Annotated in this window: 20 protein-coding genes; 11 read left to right on the top strand and 9 right to left on the bottom strand. The window is 68.1% G+C overall.

Annotated features, from left to right (window positions below):
- Positions 1-10: 10 nt before the first annotated feature.
- Positions 11-835, bottom strand: a complete 825-nt coding sequence (locus ACMGFH_RS04190; RefSeq protein ID WP_415381529.1) for a hypothetical protein — start codon at positions 833-835, stop codon at positions 11-13.
- 108 nt (positions 836-943) lie between these two features.
- On the bottom strand, positions 944-2,224 hold the full coding sequence (locus ACMGFH_RS04185) for an NAD(P)/FAD-dependent oxidoreductase (protein WP_415381527.1): 1,281 nt from the start codon (positions 2,222-2,224) through the stop codon (positions 944-946).
- A gap of 198 nt (positions 2,225-2,422) precedes the next feature.
- Between ACMGFH_RS04185 and ACMGFH_RS04180 the strand changes: the two genes are divergently transcribed.
- Positions 2,423-3,016 (top strand): DUF6149 family protein, encoded by a 594-nt coding sequence (locus ACMGFH_RS04180; protein ID WP_415381525.1) that lies wholly within the window; start codon positions 2,423-2,425, stop codon positions 3,014-3,016.
- Between the two features lie 21 nt (positions 3,017-3,037).
- Here ACMGFH_RS04180 and ACMGFH_RS04175 read toward each other — a convergent pair whose 3' ends face one another.
- Positions 3,038-4,729, bottom strand: a complete 1,692-nt coding sequence (locus ACMGFH_RS04175) for a BGTF surface domain-containing protein (RefSeq protein ID WP_415381524.1) — start codon at positions 4,727-4,729, stop codon at positions 3,038-3,040.
- A 76-nt stretch (positions 4,730-4,805) separates the two neighbouring features.
- Here ACMGFH_RS04175 and ACMGFH_RS04170 point away from each other — a divergent pair, with 76 nt between their 5' ends.
- Complete coding sequence (locus tag ACMGFH_RS04170; protein WP_415381523.1) at positions 4,806-5,999, top strand: hypothetical protein; 1,194 nt, start codon at positions 4,806-4,808, stop codon at positions 5,997-5,999.
- Between the two features lie 31 nt (positions 6,000-6,030).
- Here ACMGFH_RS04170 and ACMGFH_RS04165 read toward each other — a convergent pair whose 3' ends face one another.
- Together ACMGFH_RS04165 and ACMGFH_RS04160 are read right to left on the bottom strand one after the other, a co-directional pair.
- Positions 6,031-7,434: a hypothetical protein gene (locus tag ACMGFH_RS04165; RefSeq protein ID WP_415381522.1), complete on the bottom strand. Its 1,404-nt coding sequence runs from the start codon at positions 7,432-7,434 to the stop codon at positions 6,031-6,033.
- A gap of 531 nt (positions 7,435-7,965) precedes the next feature.
- Entirely contained in the window at positions 7,966-9,276 is a 1,311-nt protein-coding gene (locus tag ACMGFH_RS04160) for an NAD(P)/FAD-dependent oxidoreductase (RefSeq protein ID WP_415381521.1), read from the bottom strand.
- A 180-nt stretch (positions 9,277-9,456) separates the two neighbouring features.
- Here ACMGFH_RS04160 and ACMGFH_RS04155 point away from each other — a divergent pair, with 180 nt between their 5' ends.
- Positions 9,457-10,332, top strand: coding sequence for a homoserine kinase (locus ACMGFH_RS04155; protein WP_415381520.1), 876 nt, complete (start codon positions 9,457-9,459; stop codon positions 10,330-10,332).
- Positions 10,333-10,444: 112 nt separating this feature from the next.
- Here ACMGFH_RS04155 and ACMGFH_RS04150 read toward each other — a convergent pair whose 3' ends face one another.
- On the bottom strand, positions 10,445-11,110 hold the full coding sequence (locus ACMGFH_RS04150) for a hypothetical protein (protein ID WP_415381519.1): 666 nt from the start codon (positions 11,108-11,110) through the stop codon (positions 10,445-10,447).
- Positions 11,111-11,358: 248 nt separating this feature from the next.
- Between ACMGFH_RS04150 and icd the strand changes: the two genes are divergently transcribed.
- Positions 11,359-12,633: an NADP-dependent isocitrate dehydrogenase gene (gene icd / locus ACMGFH_RS04145; protein WP_415381518.1), complete on the top strand. Its 1,275-nt coding sequence runs from the start codon at positions 11,359-11,361 to the stop codon at positions 12,631-12,633.
- Positions 12,634-12,728: 95 nt separating this feature from the next.
- On the opposite strand, the gene ACMGFH_RS04140 is transcribed toward icd, so the two are convergent.
- Positions 12,729-13,337, bottom strand: coding sequence for an undecaprenyl diphosphate synthase family protein (locus tag ACMGFH_RS04140; RefSeq protein ID WP_415381517.1), 609 nt, complete (start codon positions 13,335-13,337; stop codon positions 12,729-12,731).
- Positions 13,338-13,488: 151 nt separating this feature from the next.
- Between ACMGFH_RS04140 and ACMGFH_RS04135 the strand changes: the two genes are divergently transcribed.
- Both ACMGFH_RS04135 and ACMGFH_RS04130 read left to right on the top strand, forming a co-directional pair.
- Positions 13,489-14,838 (top strand): DUF92 domain-containing protein, encoded by a 1,350-nt coding sequence (locus ACMGFH_RS04135; protein WP_415381516.1) that lies wholly within the window; start codon positions 13,489-13,491, stop codon positions 14,836-14,838.
- Positions 14,835-15,341 (top strand): GNAT family N-acetyltransferase, encoded by a 507-nt coding sequence (locus tag ACMGFH_RS04130; protein ID WP_415381514.1) that lies wholly within the window; start codon positions 14,835-14,837, stop codon positions 15,339-15,341. Before ACMGFH_RS04135 ends, ACMGFH_RS04130 begins: the two co-directional genes overlap by 4 nt.
- Before the next feature lie 9 nt (positions 15,342-15,350).
- Here the strand turns inward: ACMGFH_RS04130 and dnaG are convergent, their stop codons facing one another.
- Positions 15,351-16,808, bottom strand: coding sequence for a DNA primase DnaG (gene dnaG, locus ACMGFH_RS04125; protein WP_415381513.1), 1,458 nt, complete (start codon positions 16,806-16,808; stop codon positions 15,351-15,353).
- Positions 16,809-17,143: 335 nt separating this feature from the next.
- Here dnaG and ACMGFH_RS04120 point away from each other — a divergent pair, with 335 nt between their 5' ends.
- The 3 genes from ACMGFH_RS04120 to ACMGFH_RS04110 are packed head-to-tail and all read left to right on the top strand — an operon-like array spanning position 17,144 to position 19,818.
- Entirely contained in the window at positions 17,144-17,365 is a 222-nt protein-coding gene (locus ACMGFH_RS04120; RefSeq protein WP_415381511.1) for a DUF3311 domain-containing protein, read from the top strand.
- Complete coding sequence (locus ACMGFH_RS04115) at positions 17,358-18,863, top strand: sodium:solute symporter family protein (RefSeq protein WP_415381509.1); 1,506 nt, start codon at positions 17,358-17,360, stop codon at positions 18,861-18,863. Before ACMGFH_RS04120 ends, ACMGFH_RS04115 begins: the two co-directional genes overlap by 8 nt.
- A gap of 52 nt (positions 18,864-18,915) precedes the next feature.
- On the top strand, positions 18,916-19,818 hold the full coding sequence (locus ACMGFH_RS04110; RefSeq protein WP_415381508.1) for a DUF6293 family protein: 903 nt from the start codon (positions 18,916-18,918) through the stop codon (positions 19,816-19,818).
- A 24-nt stretch (positions 19,819-19,842) separates the two neighbouring features.
- On the opposite strand, the gene ACMGFH_RS04105 is transcribed toward ACMGFH_RS04110, so the two are convergent.
- On the bottom strand, positions 19,843-21,591 hold the full coding sequence (locus tag ACMGFH_RS04105) for a M48 family metalloprotease (RefSeq protein WP_415381506.1): 1,749 nt from the start codon (positions 21,589-21,591) through the stop codon (positions 19,843-19,845).
- 171 nt (positions 21,592-21,762) lie between these two features.
- On the opposite strand from ACMGFH_RS04105, the gene ACMGFH_RS04100 reads away from it, so the two are divergent.
- Positions 21,763-22,548: a CAP domain-containing protein gene (locus ACMGFH_RS04100; protein WP_415381505.1), complete on the top strand. Its 786-nt coding sequence runs from the start codon at positions 21,763-21,765 to the stop codon at positions 22,546-22,548.
- A 342-nt stretch (positions 22,549-22,890) separates the two neighbouring features.
- On the top strand, positions 22,891-25,626 hold the full coding sequence (locus ACMGFH_RS04095) for a valine--tRNA ligase (protein ID WP_415381504.1): 2,736 nt from the start codon (positions 22,891-22,893) through the stop codon (positions 25,624-25,626).
- The last annotated feature ends 20 nt before the right edge of the window (positions 25,627-25,646 follow it).

Below are 25,646 nucleotides of genomic sequence, written 5' to 3'. Positions count from 1 at the left end.
ACGGCTTCGATCAGGCCCCGAGCCCGTCGGTCTGACCCGCTGCCGCGGCGCTCGCCCGGCCGCCGACGCCGCCGACCGCCTGCAGGTACGCGCTCGTCAGCATCGAGATGCCGAAGACGATAACGCCCGTCTCGACCGCCCGTCGGAACGGCCCCGTCAGATCACCGAGCGGGACCAGCCCGCTGATGAACGTCACGACGAGGTACGTCAACCAGAAGACCGCCGCGAGCGCGAACATCTGGAGGGCGTTCTCCTTCACCAGCGCGTAGCTCTGGGAGATCGCCTCGAAGACCCCGTCGCCCGCCAGCGCGATCCGGTGGCGAACGAAGAAAAACAGGACCGCCAGCGCGATACCCGGAATCAGGAAAAACAGCGCTCCGAGGACGATCAACACCAGCGCGACGAAGTTCGCGACCAGCGACTTCGCGTACGCGCCGGGTAGGCCCGACGTGATCTCCTCCAGCGGGACGCTGTTTGGGTCTCGCGCCGCCAGCGCCCGCACTCCGACGACGTGCAGGAGTTCCGCGACGAAGGGGAGCACCGCCAGCATCGCCACGGCGATCGGGAAGGAGACGTCCATCCCCGTCTCCGTCAGGCCGTCGAGGAGCGGGAGCAACGAGCTGTACCCCCGTTCGATCAGTTCGGCTTCCAGTTCCCTGATCGTGTACCCCCCCGCTTCCCTGAGCGCGAACTCGATCCCGCGCGCGAAGAACGTCTCGTAAATCACCGGGTTGGCGAGCCTGAACCCCAGAAAGAGGACCACCACCAGGAGCCCCGGGACGGTCAACAGTCGCTGCACCGCGTCCTCCAACGTGTCACCCACCGAAACTGACATGGCGCGGACTGGACGGCTCTGTCACTTAAAGGATTTCATTCAGTCTAGCTGACTGCTCTGCGGCGAATCCGAAAATCGACCGAATCGCGGAAAATTCGAACCGGAGCCTTACTCGGCCTTGGGCGCCGCTTCTTCGAGCTTGTCCATGTCGACGTCTTCCTCCATGAGGAGGTCCTTGTGCTGGGCGACCTCGCGTTCCTCGCGGATGAGCTTCTTGTACTTGGACTGCTGGGAGAGGTCGCCGATCAGGACGCCACCGACGATCTTGCCGTCCTTGAACGCGAGGCGCCGCCACTCGGTGTCGCTGAACTTCTGGCTGGCCTCGTCGTCGCCGATAGTCGGGTGGCCAAAGGAGAGGAACGGGAAGTCGAAGTGCGTGATCGAGTACGAGGAGACCCAGCGAAACTCCTCGGGGTCGTCGGTCTCCCCGCCGTCGCGGAGGTCCTCGACCATGTTCTCGCCCGCGATCGAGCCCTGTTCCTTGGCGGATCCCCACGACCCGTTCTCGCCCATCTCGCCGAGGATGGTGTCGTAGAACCAGGTGATGTCACCGGCTGCGTAGATGTCGTCGACGTTGGTGCGCATGAACTCGTCGGTGACGATACCGTTGTCGTTGGTCTCGACGGGCGTTTCCTGCAGGAACTCCGTGTTGAAGCTCAGCCCGATGGCGACGCCGGCCCAGTCGCCGTCGAAGCGCTCGCCGTTGGGGTCGACGGCCGCCTCGACCTGCCCCGTCTCGTCGGTCTCGAAGCGGTCGACGCCGGAGTCGAACACCGGCGTGACGCCGCGTTCGCGCATCGCGTCGTGGAGGATCTCGGCGCCCTCTTTGTCGAGGGCGTAGCGCCACCAGCACTCGCCGCGCATCAGGTAGTTGGATTCCAGGTCCTGGGCGCCGCAGATAGCCGCGAGGTCGATGCCGAGCAGGCCCGCGCCGACGATGATACCCTGGTCGGCGTTCTCGACGTTCTCCTTGATCGAGCGGGCGTCCTGGAACGTCCAGAAGTGGTCGATGCCCTCGGCGTCGGCGTTCTCGATACCGAAGCTCGCCAGGCTGGCGGGCGTCCCGCCCGTCGCGACGAGGAGCTTGTCGTAGTCGTAGACCGTGCCCTCGTGGGTGTGTACCTCGTTGGCCTCGGTGTCGATTGTCGTGACGTACGTGTTGAGCTGGAGGTCGATGTCGCGCTCGTCGTACCACTCCGGCTCGTGGATAGAGATAGGTGCCTCGGGGAGTTTCCCCTTGGCGAACTCCTTGATCAGAATCCGGTTGTACAGTGCCTCCCCCTCATCGGTGATCACGGTGATGTCCGCGTCGGGGTCCTCCTCGCGAATCGTCTCCGCTGCCGAACTCCCCGCGATGCCATCACCGATGATGACGTGGGATGCGCTCATGCCCGACATCTTCGTAACCGTGGTTAATGTGGGTTGCTATCTCTCCATGGGGTTGGTTGGCAAACGCACGCCATGAACGGAAATTCTGATCGTTCCGTCATCTGGAACGGGATTCGTACCCGGGAGTGAACACGGATCGAGTGACCGACCGCGCGAGCGAGACGTTCAAGAGCGTCCCGTCCTAACCGCTCCGACGAGATGAAACTCCGCCAGAACGTCCGTCACTTCGCGGCGAAGCAGGCGCTGACGCTCCCGGTCGTCGGCGAGAAGGTAACCGACCGGCTCGTCGGGATGCACACGGACATCTTCGCCGGGAAGGCCGAGGAGGGACGACGCGACGAACGGCGGGCCCACCTCGACGACTTCTTCGCCGCGACGATGGACACCTACGTCGCGGCACTCCAGGAGGGGTTCCCCGAGGCCGAAGCTCGCGAGATCACCCATATCCAGGCCAACTTCGACTTCTACAACCACGGCTGGACGGAGATGATGGAGTTCCCCAGCGACGAACTGGAGGCTCACTACGACCGCTACGCCGACTTCTTCGAGGGCCACGGCATCACCATCGACGACCCGCTCGGCGAGTTCCGCCCGGCCGACGGCGTCGCCGACGCGCCATCGACCCCCGAGAAACTGGAGGACCCCGAGCATCCTCACGCCGAGGGCGGCTTCGCCGACGACGCCTATGTGGAGACAGCCGACGGCGACCTCGTGGTCGGCGGACGGGACGAACCCGAGGACGTCGACGTCGAGGCGGCGCCGGGCGTCGAGGGCGAAGATAGCGAAGTCTGACAAAATCGGAGCGCTGTGGCGTCAGCGCTGTCGGAGACGGCAGATCACGATAATTGCGGCGAAGAGTGCCGCGACGACGCCGAACCCGGGGCCGGCTCCCGTTGTGGTCGTCCCCTTCGTTTCTGTTTCAGTCGCCGACGCGGGCGAAGCCGATTGGCTCACGGTGGTCGATCCGCTCGCGCCCGCAGACACATCTGCCGTCGGTGACATCGGCGCCCCTGTATCCGTATCCACTCTCGCCTGCGTGGGCGTTCCCGTCCCGTTTGTGGCGGGGGTGGCCGTCGCGGTGGACGCGGGCGTGTCAGTCGCCGTCCCCGGTGTCGCGGTCTTGATCGTCGGCTCGGGGGACGCGGGCGCGAAGCCGGTGTCCGCGACGGCGTCACCGCTCGTGGCGTACGGTCGGTCGACTGAGGCGTTGTCGAACCACCCGTTCTGGTTCTCGTCGCGGTGGACGACGGCGACGAGCGCGTCGGTGCTCTCCGTGGCGTAGCCGACGTACACCGGAATCCGTTCGTGGTTCCCCGGGGACAGATGCCCCGAGACGCCAGCGATCGGTCCCGTCGCCGTCCCCCTGTGGAGGACGACGAAGCCGCCGCGCGAGAGGGTCGCGTCGACGGTGACCGCGTCGTAACTCCCGGAGGCGTTCCGTTCGGTCCCCCGAAGTTCGACGCTCCCGGTCGGAGCAGTCACGACGACGGTCACCGACTCCGGCGAATCGTAGCCCTCACGGTCCAGGATGTTTCGCTCGTCGAAACGGACGGTCGCGTCTACCACTGTACCGTCCGAGACGTCGCTCAGGTCGAACACCGCCGAGAACGTCCCGTCCTCCGCGACGGTGGCTGTCGTCTGGCGGGCGACCCAGTCGTCCGAATCCGACGCGGTGAAGTCGGACCGGAGACGGACGGTGATGTTCAGCCCGGGCCGGACGTTGGTCACTCCTCGTATCGTCTGGTTCGGCGCCGAGTCGAGGTAGACCCGCTCGCGCAGTTCGTCGTCGTACCGGATCTCGGCGGTCCGGATCCGGACGACGAAATCCCGCGTCGCGACGAGGCGCTCGTCGCCCGCCGTCAGGTTCGACCCGCCAGCCAGGGTCAGTTTGGCGCGGAAGTGGTCGGATTGCACCAGACTCGGTGGGAGATCCACGATCGGTTGCGAGACGTTCCGGTTGACCCCCGGGCCCGGCGCGTCCGAGTACACGACCGCAACGCGGTCCGTGTCCACGACGACGTACGTCGTGTCGTTGGCCGCGTCGACGAACGCACGCGTCCCGTTCGGGAACGGGTCGATCCATTTGGAGGCCCGCATCGGTCCGGTCTTCCCCTCGAACGTCAGGTTCGCCGCTGGCGTCCCGAACGTGTCGAGAAACGCCGTCGTCGCGTTCCCGTCACCGAGTTCCTCCGCAAGACCGGCGTGCGTGATCTCGACGACGAACGGGTCGCCGACCGGGAAGATCGCCTCCTCGGGGAGGCGCCCGGCCGCGACCTGTCGGCGGACGGCGCCCGTCGAGTCCAGGTCGCCGAACTCGACGCGCGCTCCGGTCCGGAAGGTGAGATTCAGTCCGTCGCTCTCGACCGCCGTCCGATCGGCCGTCGCCTCGGTCGGCGGGTCGGGTTCCGGTGCCGCGGCCACGCCGGGTGGAACGGCGGCGGCGAGTATCACGACCGCGACGGTGATCGCGGCTATCGAGAACCCGGTCGTCTGCGTGGAGGGCATCGATCGCTCGCCCGGCCGGCCGGGATAAATGTCTTTTGTCGGAACGGTTTTGTCCGCGGGCGGCGTCCCGCCGACGATGCCCTCCGAACAGCCTCGCCGACGGTTCCTCGCCTCGCTCGGCGGCGTCGCGAGCGTCGGGGTCCTCGGCGCCGTCGCTCGCTCGGCGTCGACAGCCGACGCGCAAAGAGCCGGGAGGCGCGGGTCGGGTCGCGCTGGATCCGTCGACAGAGGCACCGACACCGTTACGCCGCGGACGACCTCGCGGTCCGACGCGGTCTGGACGGAGACCTTGGGAACGCTGGACGACAAGCCCATCGGCGCGGTGCCTGCACACGGCGAGGGCGCCGCCCTCCTCGTCAGCCCCCGCGAGACGGACTACGGACTCCGAGTGGTTCAGTTCCTGCACGACGGGACCACGGACGTGGACGCTCGCATCGATGCCCCCGAGTGGTACGAGGGGTGGTTCGTCCGCACTGACGACGGGTACGTCGCCGTCACCCACGCGAGCGACGAGAGCCGGCCGTGGATCCTGTCGCTCGGGCCCGACGGCGAGCGCCGATGGGACAGCTACATCGAGCTAGGTAGCGCACTCGAACCGAATTCGACGGCGAGTGGTCGGCGACCGAACGGAGGGGTCGTCGTCGGCGGCGGCATGGGTGAGGACGAGGACCGTGTCGCGTGGGCCGTCGGGACCGATTCTGACGGCGACCGGGAGTGGTTCCGAACGTACTCCTTCGACGGATTCGACGTTCACGACGTCAGTGCCCGTCACGACGGCGGCTACCTCTTCGTCGGCGAGTCGAGACCGCCCTCGGTCGAGGGGACCGTCCCCGCGCTCCTCGCGACCAACGAGTCCGGCCGCGAGGAGTGGCGCCGGACGCTCGCGGGATACGCCGAGGGGGCGCTCCGTGTCTTCCCCCGGTCCGGCGGCGCGGCCATCCTCGGGGAGATATTCGACCACGACAGACAGGAGGTGGTTCTGTCCGTCGTCGACGACCGGGGCTCCCCCGTCTGGCGCCGCAGGTTCGAAGGCCTCGCACCGACCGACTTCGTCCCCCTCGACGAGGGGTTCGCCGTGGCGACTCGCACCCGGCTGTTCGGGACCGATCGAATCGGGCGACGCGACTGGGACCGGACGTTCGAGTACGAGGACATGCAGGTCGTGACGGCCACCGAGGAGCAACTGTTCGTCGCCGGGCAGGTCGACTCCATGAGTCGAGGGGGGAGTCCCGAGATGTGGGCCGCCGGCGTCTCGCTCCCGGAGTCGTAACCCGCGAAAAATCGGGCGAGACGGCGGCCGGTCAGTCCGCGTCTGAGTCGCCGTCCGACGAATTCTCCTGGGCCGCCGAGAGCGCCTGTACGACTGTCGAACGCCACTCCTCGACGCTCTCGACGTCCTCGCCGAGCGCCGAGACCTCCGCTTCGACCTCCGCGACCGCGTCGGTCAGTTCCGCGCGCGTCTCGGCCACCGACGCGTCGAGGTCGTCGACCGCATCGTCGAGTTCCGCAACGGTATCGAGGTCGGACTCGACCGACGCGAGTCGGTCGTCCAGCCGCGACTGGGCGGCCTCGACCGAGTCGACCCGTCGCTCCACGTCTTCGACGCGCGACTCGATGGTCCGCAGGTCCTCGCGTACTTCCGTCAGTAGTTGCTCGGCGGTGCCCTCGTCGTCGAGAAACGCTTCGAGGGCGTCGACGTACGCGTCGAGTTCGCCGATCCGCGACATGCAGTGGTCGAGTTTCGCGTCGACGCTCCCCGAGGTGTCCGCGCCGAGGTGGTCCCGGAGCGTCGCGACCGCCTGCGACGACGGCTCGTCGCGCCGGAGCTCCTCGGCGAACTGCTCGACCACCGACCCGTGCGGTTCCGGTTGGGTCGGTACCGCCGGACCGGCCGTCTCACCGGTCGTTTCGCCGGGATCGACTGTTTCGCTGGCTGCAGTCGCATCAGATACGGGAGTCCCGGCCGAGGCAGTCTCGTCCGGCTTCGTCGTCGGTTCGTCCGACGCCGACGCTTCGGTGTCGGCCGACCCACCGCGAGTCAGGGCCCCCGATCCGCCATCAGAGGCCGCCTGTGAAGGGTCTCCCCGCTGTTCGCCCGACTCGGTCGCGCGCATCGTCTGATCGTCGCGCTCGGTCCGTTCGTCACCGTCCGTCCGCTCGCCCCACTCCGTCGATTCACCGTTCTGTTCACCTGTCGTCCGCTGTTCGTCCTCGGTCATCGTGGTTTCCGAACCGCCCCAATCCCCGCCCCCAGGACTGGTCTGTCGGTCCACAGGGCGGGCGTCGCCGCCGGACGCGCCACCGATCGACACGTCGATCCGGTCGTCGGCGAGCGGCGTCCAGTCGGCGGCGTCGACTGCGTCGAGATCGTCCGTCCGCGCGATTTCGACGTCCGGGGTCTCCAGACACGCGGCGAGCAGGTCTCGCGAGGCGTCGACGATCGCGTAGAGCGTCGACGCCGGCTGCGACTCCCGAACGACGTCCTCGTAGACGATCCGAGACTCACCCGTCACGGACCAGTGTTCGTACCCCTCGTCCTCGTGGAATCCCACGGCGGTCTCGTCCACACCCGGGGGAAGCGACTCGACGAGCCGAACCGCGACCGGTTCACCCGCGTCTGCCGCGATTCGCAGGCGGACCGACGGATACGCGTACCCGTCGGTCACGAGCCGCTTCGAGACCGCCAGAGAGAGGGTTTCGGTCATTCGTCACCGACGACCACAATCAACGGTCCCAGGTCCTTCAGTATTGCTGTCATAACCCGTTCTCACTTACTGACAATACCACAATCAGACACATACTCGCAGAATTATTTCATTTGTTTGCGGAGTGCGTACCAACCGAGACGGTCGGGAAAGGGTGGTCGAAGAGACGGTCAGTCGTGTGAACCTGATCGGTCCCAGTTCTGAGCCAGCAACCTCGGTTCCGCGGCCTCGGTTCCGCGCTTGCGCCCTCAATTACGCACTCGCGTCCGTCATTCCCGGTCGGGGCCTCGTGCGCGTCGGCGACGGGTTCGTCGTCGGGGCCGGACACTCGGTCCACGGGACCGACCGGTTCGGACGGCGCCGGTGGACGTACGACTTCGTCCGCGAGGACCTCGGGTCGCAACGGTCGCCGACGGACAGCTGTTCGTCGCCGGCCGGCTCGACTTGGTAGACGACACAGACGGGGCGGGTCTGTGGGCGGCCGGCGTCTCGCTCCCGGAGTGATAGCCCCGAATCGGACGCTCGATTCGGCTACTTCTCGGAGATCAGGTCCGCACAGGCGTAGCCGGCCTCGATTCCACCGTTGAGCGACCGCTCGGGGTACTGGGCCCGGGAGGCCATGCCGGCGTAGTAGACGCCCTCGGCCACCTCGTCGCCCAGATCGTACGGGACGACCATATCGAGGTAGCCGCGCTCGTAGATGGGCGCCGTCCGCGGGTTGCGCGCCGTCTTCACCCAGTTGACGCTGTCGGGGTCGAACTGCGGGAAGAGATCGCCGATCCCCTCCCGCCAGTGGGCCTCGACCTCGGCGTCGGACATCTGCCAGAGATCCTCTTCGGGGTCCTGGATGTAACTCGCCGTGTAGTAGAGGTGTTCGCCCCCGTAGCGCTCGCGCGGGACGAAGTTCGTGTGCTCGATGAACACGCCGAACGGCGCCTCGTCCTTGATGTTGAGCCAGTAGGTGTCCGACAGCGACTCCTCCATGCTCCAGACCGAACACACCGTCCCCTGGAAGTCGATCTCGCAGGGATAGCCCGTCAGGTCTTCGAGGACGTTCGGCATCGCCGCGACGACGACGCCGTCGACGTCGTGCGTCTCCCGCTCGCCGTCGCGCTCGACGGTCAGCGATTCGACCGCGCCGTCGGACTCGACCAGTTCCGTCACGCGCGCACCCGTGGTGACCGTGTCGCGGCCGACCGCGGCCAGCAGTTCGTCGAGGAGTCGGCCGAATCCGCCGTCGAGATAGCCCAGCTGTTCGCCGCGGATCGGGTCGCGCTCGCCGCGGAACTTCACTCGTCCGAGCAGCCACGCCGCGGAGACGTCTTCCTTGCGCGAGCCGAACTTCGCGTCCAGCAGCGGCTCCCAGAACGACTCGTAGACGTGCCGCGTCGTGTGTTCCAGCAGGAACTCCTTGATGGGCACGTCCTCGAAGTCGGTGATGTCGTCGTAGGTGTCGAACTTCGGCCAGCCGCCGCGGACGTCGATCTCCTTGACGAGCATGGCGAGGCGGAACTTGTCGTAGATCGACAGGTGGGGGTAGGCGAGGATCTCCCACGCCTTCTCCATCGGGTGGACGACCCCGTCGACGTAGTAGGAGTCGGTCTTGTAGCGCCACTCCAGGTCCTCGCCGAGGCCGAGTTCCTCGATCAGTTCGACGATGGTTCCCTCGGAGGCCGAGAGGTGGTGGTAGAACGTCTCGATGGGGTCGCCGGCGGTCTCGTAGACCGCGGCTAGCCCGCCCACCTGGTCGCTCGCCTCGAAGACCTGCACGTCGCGGCCGCGTTGCTGGAGGCGATACGCGGCCGCGAGGCCGGCGATACCGCCGCCGACGACACCGATCATACCCGCACGTTCCGCCGTGACGGGAATAGCACTTTCGTTCGCTTACCCGCGGGCGAACGCGTGGTGGAGCAATCTGCAGCGAACGCTCCGACCCAACTCCCGGACGGCGCGTCTGATCACTGGCGCGGCAGTACGGCAGTCCGCTACCTTTTTGCCCGCAGTCCGGGAATTGCGACGCATATGGTGACGGTGCGGGCGCCGGCGACGAGCGCGAACCTCGGGAGTGGCTTCGACGTGTTCGGTGTGGCTCTGGACAGACCCGCCGACGTGGTCCGAGTGGAGCGCGCCTCGGAGACGACGATCGACGTGACTGGCGCCGGCAGCCAGTTCATCCCCGAAGACCCCGACGAGAACACGGTCGGCGCGGTCGCCGAGGCGCTCGACGCCCCGGCGCACATCGAGATCGACAAGGGCGTCCGACCCGCCTCGGGACTGGGCTCCTCGGCCGCCAGCGCCGCCGCCGCCGCGGTCGCGCTCAACCGCCTCTACGACCGCGGTCTCACTCGCAAGGAGCTCGTCCCCATCGCCGCGGAGGGCGAGGCCGTCGTCTCGGGCGACGCCCACGACGACAACGTCGCGCCGGCGATCCTCGGCGGGTTCACGATCGCGACACCTCACGGCGTCTCGAAGGTCGACGCCGACATCCCGCTGGTGACGTGCCTGCCGGACATCGTCGTCTCGACCCGCGACGCCCGCGAGGTCGTCCCCGAAGGGGCGCGCGTCAGCGACATCGTCGAGACCGTCGGCAACGCCGCGACGCTGACCACGGGGATGCACCGCTCGGACCCCGAACTCGTCGGCCGCGGGATGGAAGACGCGGTCGTCACGCCGGCCCGTGCGAAGCTCATCGACGGCTACGACGCCGTCAGGCAGGCCGCCTTCGACGCCGGCGCGACCGGCGTGACCATCAGCGGCGCCGGCCCGAGCGTGATCGCCGCCTGCTACGAGTCCGACCAGCGGACCATCGCTTCGGCCATGGTCGACGCCTTCGAGGACGTCGGCGTCGAATCTCGCGTCTACCAGACGCGGATCGGCGACGGCGCGACCTTTCACTGAACCCGTTCCCCTCTCATCGCGGGTCCGACCGCGAGTCGTTCCGGTCCGCCCCGATCGCCCGTTCTCCGGCTCGGCGGCTACTGCCTACCTCGAACACCGGACCGAGCGTCGGCTACGGTCGACTAACGTCGCGTTCCGCCGGTCGCCCGGTGGGATCTGCCGCGCCCGTCGAGCGGACCGGCGGGGTCGAATCGACCGGCGCGGGTCGACGCCTACTCGCCTTGGCGACCCAGACGTCGGCTTCCGGGTTCTGGAAGGGTTCGACGACGAGCCGGCCGTCGAGGCGGGCCGCCTGGAGGGCCCCGCCCGCCTCGGGGCGACTCGTCCCGCCCAGAACCATCATCGCGTCGACCAGGATCGGTCTCGGCACGGGCGGCGACGGTTCGTCCGGGGTGGCGCCCCTGGCGGCCGCCAGATCGGCGGCGATAACTTCCACGTACCGAACGGGATCGCGGACGCCTCCGAGCGCCCGGTGCCAGTGGGCGGGGTAGACGCTCACCCGGCCGGCCCCGACCTCGTAGAGGGCGTCCGGAAGCCACAGATCGAGATCGGTGACGCGGCCGTCGAGGATCCGTTCGAACCGTTCGAGAGTGTACGGTGCCCTGGCCCCGAGTTGGTTCAACAGCTCGCCGACGTACTGCCTGACGACCGTCCGCGGGACGCCGGGCCCCGCGACCCCGTGGAAGCGCTCGATCACGTCGACGACGTCGGTCGGATAGAGGTACCGACCCCTGCGAAGTAACTCGTCGATGATCCGCGGCTGGAGTGGGTCGCTCATTACAGAACCCACTTCGGCCACCAGCGGCATAAATTGCCGTATCGGCCAGCGTCCGCCCCGCGAAACGCTCCACAAGAGGCGCGGCCCATCGGCCAACCTTCCGAGAGACTCGCTCCGCTCGACGGGCGGCGGTCGGTCTACCGACCGAATCTCCGCTGGCGGTTCTGATAGTCCCGGAGCGCCCGGTCCTCGACGTAATATTTGTTCGATTATCAACTACTTGTTCGACTCGGAGACAAGTGCGAGCGATGAACGATCGATACGAACGAGTCGATGTCCCGACCGGCGGGGAACCTGTCGCGGTGAGTGACGCGGACGCGAACGAACTCGACGTTCCGGACGACCCCATCGTCCCGATCATCCACGGCGACGGGACGGGCGCGGAGGTCGGTCCCGCCGCCCAGCGAGTGCTCGACGAAGCGGCGGAAGCGAGCGGACGAGAGATCCACTGGATGCGCGTCTACGCGGGTGAATCCGCCAGAGAGCGGTACGGTGCCAACCTACCCGACGAGACAGTGACGGCGCTCGAAGAGTTCCGCGTCGGGATCAAGGGACCGCTGACGACGCCGGTGGGTGCGGGGTTCCGCTCGCTGAACGTCGCGCTCCGGACGCGACTCGACCTGTACGCGAACGTCCGGCCGGCAACCTACCTCGACGGCGTTCCGTCACCGCGGCGCGACCCCGGGGAACTGGACGTGGTCGTCTTCCGGGAGAATACCGAGGACGTCTACGCCGGCGTCGAGTGGGAAGCGGGCACCGAGGAGGCCGAACGCGTCCGCGAGTTCGTCGAAGACGAGATGGGAGAGGAGGGGCTGCTCCACGACGGTCCGGCCGGGTTCGGCGTCAAGCCCATCTCGGAGTTCGGGACGAAGCGGCTGGTCCGCGAGGCGATCGACTACGCGCTCGACCGCGATCGAGACTTGGTGACGCTCGTCCACAAGGGCAACATCATGAAGTTCACCGAAGGCGGGTTCCGGGACTGGGGCTACGAGGTCGCCGAAGACGAGTACGGGGAGGAGGTGATCACCGAAGATACCCTCTGGGAGGTGCGGGATGGCGAGGTCCCCGACGACGCCGTCGTCGTCAACGACCGTATCGCGGACAACATGCTCCAGCAACTGCTCACGCGGACTGACGAGTACGACGTGCTGGCGATGCCGAACCTTAACGGCGACTACCTCTCGGACGCCGCTGCCGCGCAGACTGGCAGCCTCGGCATCTCGCCGGGCATAAACGTCGGTGACGGGCGCGCGCTCGCAGAACCCGTCCACGGGAGCGCCCCGAGATACGCCGGCCAGGACAAGGTCAACCCCACCGCGATGATCCGCTCGGGAGCGCTCCTGTTCGAGTACCTCGGGTGGGACGATGCGGCCGACGCGGTGGATACCGCCCTGCGAGCGCAGATCGAGTCGGGTCGAGTGACGTACGACATCGAACGGAACCTCGACGGCGGCGAACGACTCGGGACCAGCGAGTTCGCGACGGAAGTCGCCGAGCGGATCGCCGCTCGGTCGTCGACCTGAGACACAGCGTCGCCGGAACGTAACGGATCTCTGACTCGACGTACTCACCATTTGAGCGGCGAACTGCCGCGAATTAAAGACCTACGTGACTCGGCCTACCGACCGAATCGCCGCTGGCGGTTCTGATAGTCCCGGAGCGCGCGGAGGTAGTCGCGCCGGCGGAAGTCCCGCCAGTTCACGTCGGTGAAGTACAGTTCGGAGTAGACGGACTGCCAGATCATGAAATCGGAGAGGCGCTCGGCGCCGGTCTTGATGACCAGGTCGGGCTGGACCGGGAAGACCAGTTCCCGCTCGATGGCGGTCTCGTCGATGTCCTCGGGGGCCAACTCGCCGGCCTCGACCTCCGCAGCGAGGCTCTGGACGGCGGTCGCGAACTCGTGTTTCCCGCCGAGGCCGATACTCACGACGATGGGGGCGTCGGCCTGCTCCTCGTCGTCGGGACCGCGGACCGCGAGTTCGCGGGGGGCTCGCACGTCCGCGAGTTCGCCGCGGATGGTCTCGACGACCTCGGCGTCGAGGACGCTCACGTAGACGGCGATCCGTTCGGCGCCGAACTCGACGGCCCACTCGAAAGAGCGTTCGAGCGTGCGGTAGCCGTCCTGTTCGAGGAGGTCGCGCTCGGTGACGATGACCGCGACGGTCTCCGGGAGGTCCGCGTCGCTGTAGCGCAGGCGGAGGGCGAGGTATCGGTCGTAGAGGACCACAACCGGGCTTCCGTCGGATGCGCCCTAAATCTCACGTTCGGCAGCGGGCGACGGCGAGCGGCGAGGGAGTCGAGGAACGTGTCACGCCGGCTGTACGGGGCGGGACGGTTCGGAAACGGTAAGTAGCTCTCCGCGGGATACCGACAGTAGCGTGACACCCACAGTCCGACGTGCGGGTGCGTTCGCCCTCGTCGGGACGCTGGCGCTGGCCGTCCCACCGATCGTCAGCAACACGAGCCGGGCGCTCGCCACCGTCGCAGCGCCCGGCCCGTTCCTCCTCGTCACGGCGCTCGCACTCTACGTCGTCGACGACGGACCGCTGTTCGAACTCTTCGCCAGGCCTGGCGACCGCCGCGACGGCCGACTCTACGGACTCGCCGGCTTCGCTCTCGCGGCCGCCGCGCTCGCCCTCCTCGTGGTGCAGTTCGCGATGCCCGCGCCCGTCTTCGTCGGGACCGTCCTCCTGCTGTCGTGGGGCAATCTCGGCGGCCACCTCGTCCGGACCGTCCGGGACGAGCCCGTCATCGCGACAGCCGGGTTCGTCGTCTCCGGCTTCGCCGCCGGCACCGCCGGACAGTACGCAGCCGCGCTGCTTATCGACGCCGCGGTCGACTGGCCGCTGGTCGCCTTCCTCGCGGCGAGCGGCGCGCTGCTCGGCGCGCTCCTGCGAGCGGTCCTCTTCGAGCGCGACGACCCGCTCGTCATGATCTCCGTCGGCCTGCTCCTCTGGCTGTTCGCCGACCTGCCGCTGTCGGTCCACACCTCGGGCGTCGCGGTCGCACTCGCCGTCGCCGTCCTGCTCGGGGCGCTCGCCTACGCGCTCGAGACGGCGTCGCTCCCGGGGATGATCACCGGCGTCTTCCTCTGTCTGCAGACGATCGTGCTCGGCGACGCCGGCTGGTTCCTCCTGCTGGTCACCTTCTTCGGCGTCGGCGGGCTCTCGACGAAGTTCCGCTACGAGGAGAAGGAAGCCCGCGGGATCGCCGAGGAGAACGACGGCGCCCGCGGCAGCGGGAACGTCCTCGCCAACTCGCTGGTCGGCCTGTTCGCCCTGCTCGGGTGGTCGGCCAGCCCGACGCTGACCGGGCTCGAACCACAGCTGTTCCTGTTCGCGTTCGCCGGGTCCATCGCCGCGGCGATGAGCGACACCCTCTCCAGCGAGATCGGCGGCGTCTTCGACGACCCGCGGCTGATCACGACCTTCGAGCGCGTCGAACCCGGCACCGACGGCGCGGTCACCTGGCAGGGCGAAGTCGCCGGCCTCGCCGGCGCCGTCCTCATCGCCGCCATCTCGCTGGGCGTCTTCGAGACGGTCGGCGCTCTGGGCGCCGGCATCGTCGTCTTCGGCGGCGTCGTCGGGATGACGGTCGACAGCCTGCTGGGCGCGACCGTCGAAGGCGTCTTCCTCGAAAACGAGGGCGTCAACTTCTTCGCGACGCTCGCCGCGGGCATCGCAGCGGGACTCGCCGCGGTCGCCGTCGTCGGCTCCGTCGCCGTATGACCGGGATCCGCGAGGGGCGACCAGGGGACCTGCCCGCGCTGCGAGCCATTCAAGAGGTAGTGCTGGCCGAACCCTGGCAGGAGCTCCTCGCCGTGGCCGTCGACGGGCCGCCGATACTTCTGGTCGCCACTGGATCGGAGACGGAAGGGGGCAACGACGCGGCGCCGAACGACGCCGCGGCGACGAGCAACGGACCCGCGACCCCGGTCGGCTACGCGCTCGCGGTCACGGACGGTGACGGCGACGCCGGCTATCTGGCGGAACTCGCGGTGGCGCCCGACTCGCAGGGCGGCGGTCTCGGCTCGGCGCTCGTCGACGCGCTGGTCGAGCGGCTCCGCGACGCGGGCGTCGGAGAGCTGCGCGTGACCGTCAGGGAGGTCGACGAGCGCGCCCGCGAGTTCTACCGCGACCGCGGGTTCGAGCGGCGCGATCGGATCGCCGACCACTACGAGACAGGGGACGGCCTGTTGCTCGTCCGCGAGATCGGCGGCGAGAACGAGTGAGTCCGGGACTCAGACCTCGTCCGCGGTGAGCACCCGGACGTTCACCGGCTGTTTGACGTACTCGCCTTCCGCGCCGCAGACGACGACGTCGACGCCACGCTGGGCGGCCACGTCGAGCACGCGCTGGGAGAGTTCGCCGTCGAGAACGACCGACGACGGCACCTGGTCGGCCGACTCCAGGAGGTCGAACGCATCGTCGGCCGGCCCCTCGGCGATCGGCTCGTACGTCGCATCGAGCAGTCGCACGGTCCCGCTCGCGGCGCCGACGACCTCCTCGACGTGGGCCGCGAGCGTGTCCGGCGCGACCGCGTCGGTGGACTGGTCGGTCGCCTCGGAGTCGGGTTCGGCGACGGCGGCCTCCGCGGACCCGCCCGTCGAGTCCGTCGTCGGATCGCCCTCGGATCCCGGAGATTCCGTGGAGGGGTCGCCGCTTCCGGCGAGGTCCGCGGAGTCGCCAGTCGGCGCTGCGTCGCCGCTCGGGTCCGCGTCGGTCGGCGCGGCGCCGGCGTCGGTCGCGTCGACGGCGGCCTCGTCTGTCGCCGCGGTGCCGTCGGGTTCGACGGGCGAGTCCGGGTCGACCATCCCGGCGTCGCCGTCGGGCGGCGAGGGCTGGGCGCTCCCGTCCGTCGCGGCGAGCCCGTGGGGTTCGTCGGTCTCGGCGTCGGCGGCCGAGACCGTCTCGAAGGGCACCTTGTCGCGGAGCGCGCTCATGAGTTCGGCGCGCGAGAGGTCCTCGACGGAGCGGTCGGTCGGCGCGAGCGCGACGTAGTCGATGTCGCCGACCTGCGCGAGCTCCTTGAGGATGAGGTCGCCCCCGCGGTCGCCGTCGAGGAAGGCGGTTACCGTGCGGTCGGCGGTCAGTTCCGCGACCGCGTCGGGCACGTCCGTCCCCTCGACCGCGATGGCGTTCTTGATGCCGTACTTCAGGAGCGTCAGCACGTCGGCGCGGCCCTCGACGACGATGATGGCGTCGCTGTCCGCGACGCGCGGGCCGGCGGGCATGCCCGCGAACTCGGTGATGTCCTCGACGCGGGCGCTCCGGCGGACCTCCTCGACGAGGTCCTCGCTGGACATGGTCGTCGCGTCGAACTCCGCGAGGAGCTCCTTCGCGCGCTCGACGACCTGCCGGCGCTTGGCCGAGCGCACGTCCTCGATGTCTCGTACCTCGACGTCGGACTGGGAGGGGCCGACGCGTTCGATGCTCTCCAGGGCGGCCGCGAGGATAGCGGTCTGGACGCGGTCGAGTCCGCTGGCGATCGTGATCTCGCCGAAGGAACTCCCGCGCTCGGATTCGACTTCGACGTCGATCCGACCGAGCTTCCCCGACTCCTGCAGGTCGCGGAGGTCGAGTTCGCCGCCCAGCAGGCCCTCGGTCTGGCCGAAGACGGCGCCGACGACGTCACTCCGCTCGACCACCCCGCTCGTCCTGATGTCCGCGTGAATGAGATATTTCGCTGAATCGTACATTGATGAACTGCCCTTCATCGGGGCGCTGTGATGGTGAATGTCCGTCCATGAACCGTCTCATGGAACCACTCCTAACTTGTCACTCGAACACTCTAATATCTGCGGATCGGCGGACTCCCTCCGAATCCACCCGGACGTGCGTCCGCCGACTCCCCCGTTCGGTCCGGCTTTGTCCGATATCTCGGCGGGTCTCCGGCGGCGACCCGCGCGACCGACGATGGCGGCCCGTCGCGCCCGCCGACGGCGCCTCGATGTTGAAGAGAATTCCTCTTCGAAATGGTGTTTCGTTTGCGATCGGCGAAAAGTTAACGGGAACGCAGTCGGACACGGGGTGTATGCACGAACGGGCGCGCTTGCTCGGCTGGTCGGCGGTCGGAGTACTGCTCGCGGCGCTGGCCGTACCGTGGTTCATGTGGGGCAGCGACGGCGTGGCCGCCGGGCTCCCGGTCTGGGTCTGGTGGCACGTCGGCTGGCTGTGCCTGACCGCGGTCGTCTTCTGGGCCTTCACGCGCCGCGCGTGGGGGCTCGGCGTCGAAGAGGTGAGTCGCGATGGCTGAGGCGACCCTGCAGATCGGGATCATCCTCGGGTACATGCTCGTCGCGCTGGGCATCGGCGTCGTCGCGTACCGACTCACCGAACGGACCGCAGAAGACTACTACCTCGCGTCCCGGACGCTCGGCACCGTCGTCCTCCTGTTCACGACGTTCGCCACGCTCCTCTCGGCCTTCACGTTCTTCGCCGGCCCGAACATCAGCTACGCGGCCGGTCCCGAGTGGATACTCGTCATGGGCCTGATGGACGGCGTCATCTTCGGGATCCTCTGGTACGTGCTGGGGTACAAGCAGTGGCTCGTCGGCAAGGCCAACGGCTACGTCACCCTGGGCGAGATGCTCGGCGACCGCTTCGGATCGCTGGCGCTGCGCGTGCTCGTCGCCGCGATCAGCATCTTCTGGCTGTTCCCGTACGTGATGCTCCAGCAGCAGGGCGCGGGCACCGCCATCGAGGCGCTGACCGGCGGCGCGGTCCCCTACTGGGCCGGCGCCGGCGGGATCACGCTGTTCATGATCGGTTACGTCGCCCTCTCGGGGATGCGCGGCGTCGCCTGGACCGACACGCTCCAGGGCGCGTTCATGCTCGTGATGGTCTGGGCCGCGTTCGTCTGGGTCGCCTCCGCCGCGGGCGGCATGGGGAGTGCGACGGCGACGCTGGGCGACGTGGACGGCAACTTCCTCGCGCTCGGCGGCGGACTGTACTCGCCCCAGTACGTCCTGTCGACGGCCATCTCGATCGCCTTCGGCGTCACGATGTTCCCGCAGGTCAACCAGCGCTTCTTCGTCGCCGAGTCGAAGGCCGTCATCAAGCGCACGCTGCCGCTGTGGCCCGTGCTGGTCGTCCTGCTGTTCGTTCCCGCGTTCATGCTCGGGGCGTGGGCCAAGGGCCTCGGCATCGCCGCGGGACCGAACGAGAACGTCCTGCCGCTGCTGCTCGCGGAGTATACGCCCGCGTGGTTCGCCGCCCTCGTCGTCGCCGGCGCGATGGCCGCGATGATGAGTTCCAGCGACTCGATGCTGCTCTCGGGCTCGTCGTACTTCACCCGCGACGTGTACCGCCCGCTCGTCGAAGAAGCGAGCGAGCAACGGGAGGCGTTCCTCGGTCGCGTCGGCGTGGCCGTCTTCGCCACCCTCTCGTTCGTCGCGAGCCTGTTCCAGCCGGCGACACTACTGGAGATCGGCGACACCGCGTTCGGCGGGTTCGCGCAACTGGCGCTGCCCGTGATGGTCGCGCTCTACTGGCGCAACACGACGAGATGGGGCATGTACGTCGGTATCGGCGGGAGCCAACTCGCCTACGCTGCCGGCGTCTTCTTCCCGGTCTACCGCGTGTCGCTGCCCGTATTCGGAACAGTTCCGCTCGGCGTCCCCGCGACCGTCGCCGGCTGGAGCATCTCTGTCGTCTGTATGCTCCTCGGGTTCGTCCTGACCGTCGGGGTCTCGCTGCTGACGAGCGCGAGTCCGGAAGAGGACGCGTCGGTGTACGCGACCGGAGCGGACTGACCGAGCGGCGAGTCTGCTGGTTTTTATACGCTACCGGGGTCTCGTATCGGGTATGCAGACACACATCGTGCCGGTCGGGTTCGACTACGACCGGCTGATCGCGCCGCTCGTGCGCGACAGGCTCGACGTGGACCGCGTCGTCCTGCTGGAGGGCGCAGTCGGGAGCGAGGCCAACGTCGAGTACTCGCGGAATCTCGCTGCCAAACTGGAGAAGGATTACCGGAACCTCCTGGGCGCGACCACCGAGCGGTTCGTCGTCGAGGACGTCTACGACTACGACGAGGCCTTCGAGCAGGCGTTCGAGCTCATCAACGCCGAACTCGACCGCGAGGACGACGCCAGCGTCTGGGTCAACATCTCCGCGATGCCCCGCACCGTCTCCTTCGCCTTCGCCACCGCGGCCCACTCCATCATGGTCGAGCGCGAGGAGGACCGCCAGCGCATCCACACCTACTACACCGTCCCCGAGAAGTACCTCGAAACCGAACTCGCCGAGGAGCTCCACCGCGGCATCGACCTGCTCTCGGACCTCCAGGGCGCCGTCGACGACCCCGAACTCGCCGAGCGAGTCGACGAGCGCCTCGACGCCGCCGAGGAACTGCTCTCGGAGTTCGACGAGCGCGGCACCACCATCGGTGCCAAGGAGTTCGACGGCAAGCACATCCTCGAACTCCCCGTCGCCTCCTTTTCCAACGTCAAGCCCTTCGAGGAACTCATCCTCTTCACCCTCGGCGAACACGGCGAGTTCGAGTCCGTCTCCGAGTTGGCCCAGGAACTCGCGCGCGAGCTGGGCGAGGAGTACACCGACAGCTTCCGCTCGAAGGTCATCTACAACGTCGACCGACTGGGTCCGGGCGGTAAGGGCTACATCGAACAGGAAGAACACGGGAAGTCCTACCGAACGCGCCTGTCACGCATCGGCGAACTGTGGGTCCGCGCGCACTCCGACGACTGAGCCGCCGTTTTCCGCCGACGCCGGTCACTCACTGGATACCGACGCCTCGGCGGACTGGGTCTCGACGCCCACCTCCTCAGCTGACTCGTTGTCCTCACGGAGTCGCGCGATTCGGTCGTCTATCGGCGGGGGGTAGGCGCCGTAGTCGTGGGCGATCCCCCCGTTGCGCCACGCGAAGTTCACGGATCCGACCCGGTCGAGCGCCTCGGCAAGCGTGTCGGGACTCGTCGCCGTCGCCGCGTACTCGTCGGCCTGGTACTCCTGGTGCCGAGCGAACCACTGGAGCCCGAGCCGATAGGCCCACGCCACCGCTACGAACGCCCACAGCCCCAGCGATGCCCCGACGACGACCGTGAACGCGATAGCCCAGTACCCCAGGGTGAACAGGGCCTGCTTGTAGAGGTGCCTGTGGCGGACGTGTCCCAGTTCGTGCGCGACGAGCGCCCGGATCTCCTCGGCGTCGAACGCCGCCAGGAGGTCGTCGGTCAGGAAGAGCCAGTAGTAGCCCGCGAAGCCGACGGCCAGCGCGTCGGCGTGCCGGGCGTCGTCGGTGTCTAACAGCCGGATCCCGCGGACGGACACGTCCTGTCGGTCGCAGAACTCCGTCAACTCGTCCCCGGCCTCTCCCGTGACTGCACTGGTGTCGTTGAACGCCCTGACCGCGAGCGGCCGCAGGAACTGGTCGACCGCCAGCAGCGACGCGACGACCACGCCGCCGAGTAACGGCAGATCGACGATTGTCGGCGCGAGCGTCAGCAGGACGACGCCTGCGGCCCAGTAGCGGCCGAGACGGAAGACCGCCGACTTCCCCCAGTCCGAGAGGGACACCAGCGGATTGTACGGGGTGTCGGTGAGATCTCGGACGACGGGCTCGGTCGCGAGCGTCGTCGCCAGCCAGACGCCGCAAACGAACGGGGCCAGCGCGACCGCCCACTGAGTAACCGACCGCCACGCGCCAGTCGGGACGGCGGGGAGGGACGCACCCGCGGCGAGCGACACGAGAGAGTGACTGCCCAGCCACAGCGCGATGCCGGCCGCCGCTGCCGAACCGAACAGGAGCGCGTTGGCCCTCGTCGTTCGGACGGCGTGAATTCGGTCAGTTACCGGTTCGGGACCGTCCGCGACGGAGCGGGCCCGGAACCGGACCGCGGCGTACGTCCCGAGCGACGACACGAGGAGGAGCGCGGCCAGGGCGTTGATCGATCCGATCGGGAACCGGTAGGTGATCGGGTCCTCGCCGCTCACGTCCGAGGCCGTCAGTTCGTACTGCGCAGTCGAGAACGACCGCGATCGGACCGAGCCCTGACTGACGGTCGTCCCGGGCGGCACGTCCAGGACGAAGGCCGGCGTTTCGGTCGGCGCGACAGCGGTCAGCGCGTCGCCCGGGACCGTTCCGCCCAGCGGTCCCGTCCGGGTGTCGATCTCGGTCCGGATCTCGGTCCGATAGAGTTCGCCCCCCTCGACGAGTTGTCCGTTGACGTACTGCGTGATCCTGGCGTCGACGGTCCGGACCGATATCTGGTGGACCGGGATCGACGCGTCGTCAGCCAATCGGCCCGCGGCCGCCTTCGGGTCGTCGGTCGATCGGACCGGCAGGTACACTGTCACCGCGTCGTCCCCGTCCGGCTCGACGTCGACGAGCACGGCGTCCTCGAACGGGACCCTCACGCTCTCTCCAGCCTCCTGGCCGTCGGCCGAGGCGACGCCGACCGAGAGGAGGACGGCCCCACACACCAACGCCGCCACGCCCGCAGCAACCAGCCTGGATGCCATGGTTCCGTGGACCGATCGATCCGTATTTAATTTTCCGCTGTCACGACGAGCCGCCAGAGATCCGGTCTCGCACCTTCCCACGTACGAGGAGTCCGCCCGCAGAACGCCATCGTGTAACAATCCCTACAGCAAAAGTATAGAAGGGCGGACTGAAAACGTGGTGACACGTAAATGGCGACGAAGGAACTCCTGCTCGTCGGGCTGGGTGCGGCGCTGGCGGTGGCCGGCGTGGTCGCAGTCACGGATCTGGGGCCCGTGCAGGTCGGGGTGGAGCTGGACGATTCCGGTGACGGCGGGGCGGGCGGGGGCGACATCCCCAACGACGGCGAGGGGATCAGCCTCCTCGACGAGGAGACTGCCACCCCGGTCGAGGAGCGCGATCCAGGGGTGAAGGGGACCGATCCCCCGTCGGTCGACCCCACGCCGACACCCGGGCCACCGACGGTCCCGCCGACCGACAGTGAGGGGACCGAGCTCGACGTCTCGAAGGTCGAGTACGCCATCCACAACCGGGTCAACGAGATCCGCACGGAGCGCGACCTCTCGCGCCTTCGGATGGCGCCGAAGCTGCGGGCGGCGGCGCGCTACCACAGTCGTGACATGGCCGAAGACGGCTACTTCGCGCACACGTCGCCGGGTGGGGAGACGCGTGCCGACCGTTACGACCGCTTCGGGTACCAGTGCCGGGTCGACACCGGGGTGGGCAACGAGTACGTGACCGGTGGCGAGAACATCGCCTACACCTGGGCGAACGTCACCGTCGAGTCGGACGACGGGTCGACATCCTACGGCGGCAACGAGACCGCCATCGGCCGCGGCATCGTCGCCCAGTGGATGGACTCCGCGGGCCACCGTGAGAACGTCCTCCGCTCGTACTGGGAACACGAGGGGATCGGCGTCGCCGCGGCCGAGGTCGACGGCGAGACGAAGGTCTACGCCACCCAGAACTTCTGCTGAGCGCGCCTGCGGCGGGTGAGCGGGTCGTTCGCCCGTCGACATGACGTAAGAGTTATTTTCCCGCCTCGTCCACTCTCTACCGATGACAGGGCCGTTCGCCGGAATCGACGGTCGCGCGACGAACGAGCCCCCGGCCTCCGCAGCCGTCGCCGTCCGTGTAGGGGCCCCCTAGCCCCACTCACCCCCATTCTGACGCCGCGTTCGCACCGACTCGCCGACTAGCAGCCGATACAGACCAATGGACGACGCCACACCGCACACCGACCGACAGCATCGACCGACAACCACGGCTCGCGCCGCCGGAACTCGCGCCCCGTCGCCGGCGTCCGGGAGTGACTCCCGATGAGCACCGACAGCGACGCCGCGGACGCCGACGCCCAGGGAGACAGCGCCGGAGACGGTGACGCTCTCCCCGGCGAATACGACCCCGCAGCCGTCGAGCCACGGTGGCAGGACCGCTGGGTCGACGAGGGCACCTACGAGTACGACGGCGACGCCGACGTGGACCCGAACACCGTCTACTCCATCGACACGCCGCCGCCGACGGTCTCGGGTAGCCTGCACATGGGTCACCTCTACGCCCACACCCTGCAGGACTTCACCGCCCGCTACCACCGGATGGCCCGGGAACACACGTTCTTCCCGTTCGGCTACGACGACAACGGCATCGCCTCCGAGCGCCTCACTGAGCAGGAACTGGGCATCCGCCACCAGGACTACACCCGGCGGGAGTTCCAGGAGAAGTGCCGCGAGGTCTGCGCCGACTACGAGGCGGAGTTCACCGAGGAGATGCAGTCGCTCGCGATGTCCATCGACTGGACGAACACCTACAAGACCATCGAGCCGCGCGTCCAGCGCATCTCGCAGCTCTCGTTCGTCGACCTCTACGAGCAGGGCCGCGAGTACCGCCAGCGCGCGCCGACCATCTGGTGTCCGGACTGCGAGACGGCCATCTCCCAGGTCGAACAGGAGGACAAGGACAAGCACACGCTGTTCAACGACATCGCGTTCGACCTGGTCGAGACCGGCGATGGCGAGGACGAACCCGACGAGGACGCGACCTTTACCATCTCGACGACTCGCCCCGAGCTCCTGCCGGCCTGCGTCTCCGTGTTCGTCCACCCCGACGACGACGAGAACCAGCACCTCGTCGGCGGGACGGCGCGGGTCCCCATCTTCGGGCAGGAAGTCCCGATCATCGCCGACGAGCGCGTCGACATGGAGACCGGCAGCGGGGTCGTCATGTCCTGTACCTTCGGCGACCAGACCGACATCGAGTGGTACCAGGCCCACGACCTGCCGCTCCGCATCGCCATCGACGAGTCGGGGACGATGACCGACCTCGCCGGCGACTACCAGGGTATGTCCACCGAGGAGGCCCGCGAGGCCATCATCGAGGACCTCGACGACGCCGGCGCGCTCGTCGAGAGCCGCGACCACGACCACACCGTCCAGGTCCACGAGCGCTGCGAGACGGAGGTCGAGTACCTCGTCACCGAGCAGTGGTACGTCGAGATGCTCGACCGCACCGACGACTACCTCGAGGCGGGCCGCGAGATGGAGTGGTACCCCGAGAAGATGTTCACCCGCTACCAGCACTGGATCGAGGGCCTGGAGTGGGACTGGTGTATCTCCCGCCAGCGCGACTCCGGCATCCCGATCCCCGTCTGGTACTGCGAGGAGTGCGGCGAGACGATCATGGCCGAGAAGGAAGACCTGCCGGTCGACCCCCTCTCGGACGACCCGCCGGTCGATTCCTGTCCGGCGTGCGGTGGCAGCGACTTCCGTCCGGAGGAGGACGTCTTCGACACGTGGGCCACGTCGTCACTCACCCCGCTGATCAACGCGGGCTGGGACTGGGACGCCGAGAGCGAGGCGTTCACGATGGAGCACCCGGAGCTCTACCAGTTCGACCTGCGTCCGCAGGGCCACGACATCATCTCCTTCTGGCTGTTCCACACCGTCGTCAAGTGCTACGAGCACACCGGCGAGGTGCCCTTCGAGAACGTCATGATCAACGGCCACGTCCTCGACGAGAACCGCGAGAAGATGTCCTCGTCGAAGGGCAACGTCGTCCTCCCCGAGGAGGTCATGGCCGAGTACCCCGTCGACGCGATCCGCTTCTGGTCGGCCAGCGCCTCCGTCGGCGACGACTTCCCCTACAAGGAAGGCGACCTCGAAGCGGGCGAGCGCCTGCTCCAGAAGATCTGGAACGCCTCGCGGCTGATCGACCAGTTGACTCCGGCGCCCGAGGCCGTCGAGGCGCCCGCAGAGGAGGACCTGGCGGCCGTCGACCGCTGGATCCTCGCCGAACTCGACGACGCCGTCGCCTCGCTCACCGAGCAGTTCGAGGCCTACGAGTTCTCGAAGGCGCGCAACGAACTCCGGTCGTTCTTCTGGAACACCTTCTGTGACGACTACCTGGAGATCGCGAAACAGCGCCTCAGCGACGGCGGCGACCCCTCGACGGAGTACGCGCTCGTCACGGCTCACCGAACCTTCCTGAAGCTGTTCGCGCCGTTCCTCCCGCACGTCACCGAGGAACTGTGGCAGCGCCTCTACGCGGACGGCGAAGGGAGTACGGACCCGGGCGACGAACTGAATTCCGTCCACACGACCGACTGGCCGGAGACGCGCGGCTACGACGCCGACCTCGACGCGGGCGAGCGGGCGATGGAGGTCATCGCCGCGCTCCGCCGGTACAAGACCGACACGGGGCTGCCGCTGAACGCCGACCTCGACCGCGTCCGCGTGTACGGCGGCGTCGCCGGCTTCGAAAACGCCATCGCCGAGGCGATGCACGTCGACTCGCTGGAGACGCTCGACGAGGCGCCCGACGTCTCGACCGAGGTCACCGGCGTCGATCTGGACTACTCGCTGGTCGGGCCGGAGTACGGCAGCGAGGTCGGCGACATCGACGCCGCCATCGAGAGCGGCGAGTTCGAAGAAGTCGACGGCAAACTGCAGGTCGCCGGCGTCGAACTCGACGCGGAGATGTACGAGATCGAAGAGGCCCGAACCTACTCGGGCGAAGGAGAGATGATCGAGACCGAGAACGCCGTCGTCATCGTCGGCTGACCGCGGTTCCCGTTTACGGC

Source organism: Halosimplex rarum, assembly GCF_047715405.1.
Taxonomy (GTDB): domain Archaea; phylum Halobacteriota; class Halobacteria; order Halobacteriales; family Haloarculaceae; genus Halosimplex; species Halosimplex rarum.
Note: the sequence above shows the minus strand (reverse complement) of the source record. Positions and strands in the feature narration are given on the sequence as shown.

What these genes read in the sequence shown, in the direction of transcription:
- ACMGFH_RS04170 (WP_415381523.1), top strand. Translation starts at nt 4,806, where the DNA reads ATGCCCTCCGAACAGCCTCGCCGACGGTTCCTCGCCTCGCTCGGCGGC.
- ACMGFH_RS04175 (WP_415381524.1), bottom strand. Translation starts at nt 4,729, where the DNA reads ATGCCCTCCACGCAGACGACCGGGTTCTCGATAGCCGCGATCACCGTC.
- ACMGFH_RS04120 (WP_415381511.1), top strand. Translation starts at nt 17,144, where the DNA reads ATGCACGAACGGGCGCGCTTGCTCGGCTGGTCGGCGGTCGGAGTACTG.
- ACMGFH_RS04190 (WP_415381529.1), bottom strand. Translation starts at nt 835, where the DNA reads ATGTCAGTTTCGGTGGGTGACACGTTGGAGGACGCGGTGCAGCGACTG.
- ACMGFH_RS04105 (WP_415381506.1), bottom strand. Translation starts at nt 21,591, where the DNA reads ATGGCATCCAGGCTGGTTGCTGCGGGCGTGGCGGCGTTGGTGTGTGGG.
- ACMGFH_RS04150 (WP_415381519.1), bottom strand. Translation starts at nt 11,110, where the DNA reads ATGAGCGACCCACTCCAGCCGCGGATCATCGACGAGTTACTTCGCAGG.
- ACMGFH_RS04110 (WP_415381508.1), top strand. Translation starts at nt 18,916, where the DNA reads ATGCAGACACACATCGTGCCGGTCGGGTTCGACTACGACCGGCTGATC.
- ACMGFH_RS04165 (WP_415381522.1), bottom strand. Translation starts at nt 7,434, where the DNA reads ATGACCGAAACCCTCTCTCTGGCGGTCTCGAAGCGGCTCGTGACCGAC.
- ACMGFH_RS04155 (WP_415381520.1), top strand. Translation starts at nt 9,457, where the DNA reads ATGGTGACGGTGCGGGCGCCGGCGACGAGCGCGAACCTCGGGAGTGGC.
- icd (WP_415381518.1), top strand. Translation starts at nt 11,359, where the DNA reads ATGAACGATCGATACGAACGAGTCGATGTCCCGACCGGCGGGGAACCT.
- ACMGFH_RS04100 (WP_415381505.1), top strand. Translation starts at nt 21,763, where the DNA reads ATGGCGACGAAGGAACTCCTGCTCGTCGGGCTGGGTGCGGCGCTGGCG.
- ACMGFH_RS04185 (WP_415381527.1), bottom strand. Translation starts at nt 2,224, where the DNA reads ATGAGCGCATCCCACGTCATCATCGGTGATGGCATCGCGGGGAGTTCG.
- ACMGFH_RS04095 (WP_415381504.1), top strand. Translation starts at nt 22,891, where the DNA reads ATGAGCACCGACAGCGACGCCGCGGACGCCGACGCCCAGGGAGACAGC.
- ACMGFH_RS04180 (WP_415381525.1), top strand. Translation starts at nt 2,423, where the DNA reads ATGAAACTCCGCCAGAACGTCCGTCACTTCGCGGCGAAGCAGGCGCTG.
- ACMGFH_RS04160 (WP_415381521.1), bottom strand. Translation starts at nt 9,276, where the DNA reads ATGATCGGTGTCGTCGGCGGCGGTATCGCCGGCCTCGCGGCCGCGTAT.
- ACMGFH_RS04130 (WP_415381514.1), top strand. Translation starts at nt 14,835, where the DNA reads ATGACCGGGATCCGCGAGGGGCGACCAGGGGACCTGCCCGCGCTGCGA.
- dnaG (WP_415381513.1), bottom strand. Translation starts at nt 16,808, where the DNA reads ATGTACGATTCAGCGAAATATCTCATTCACGCGGACATCAGGACGAGC.
- ACMGFH_RS04115 (WP_415381509.1), top strand. Translation starts at nt 17,358, where the DNA reads ATGGCTGAGGCGACCCTGCAGATCGGGATCATCCTCGGGTACATGCTC.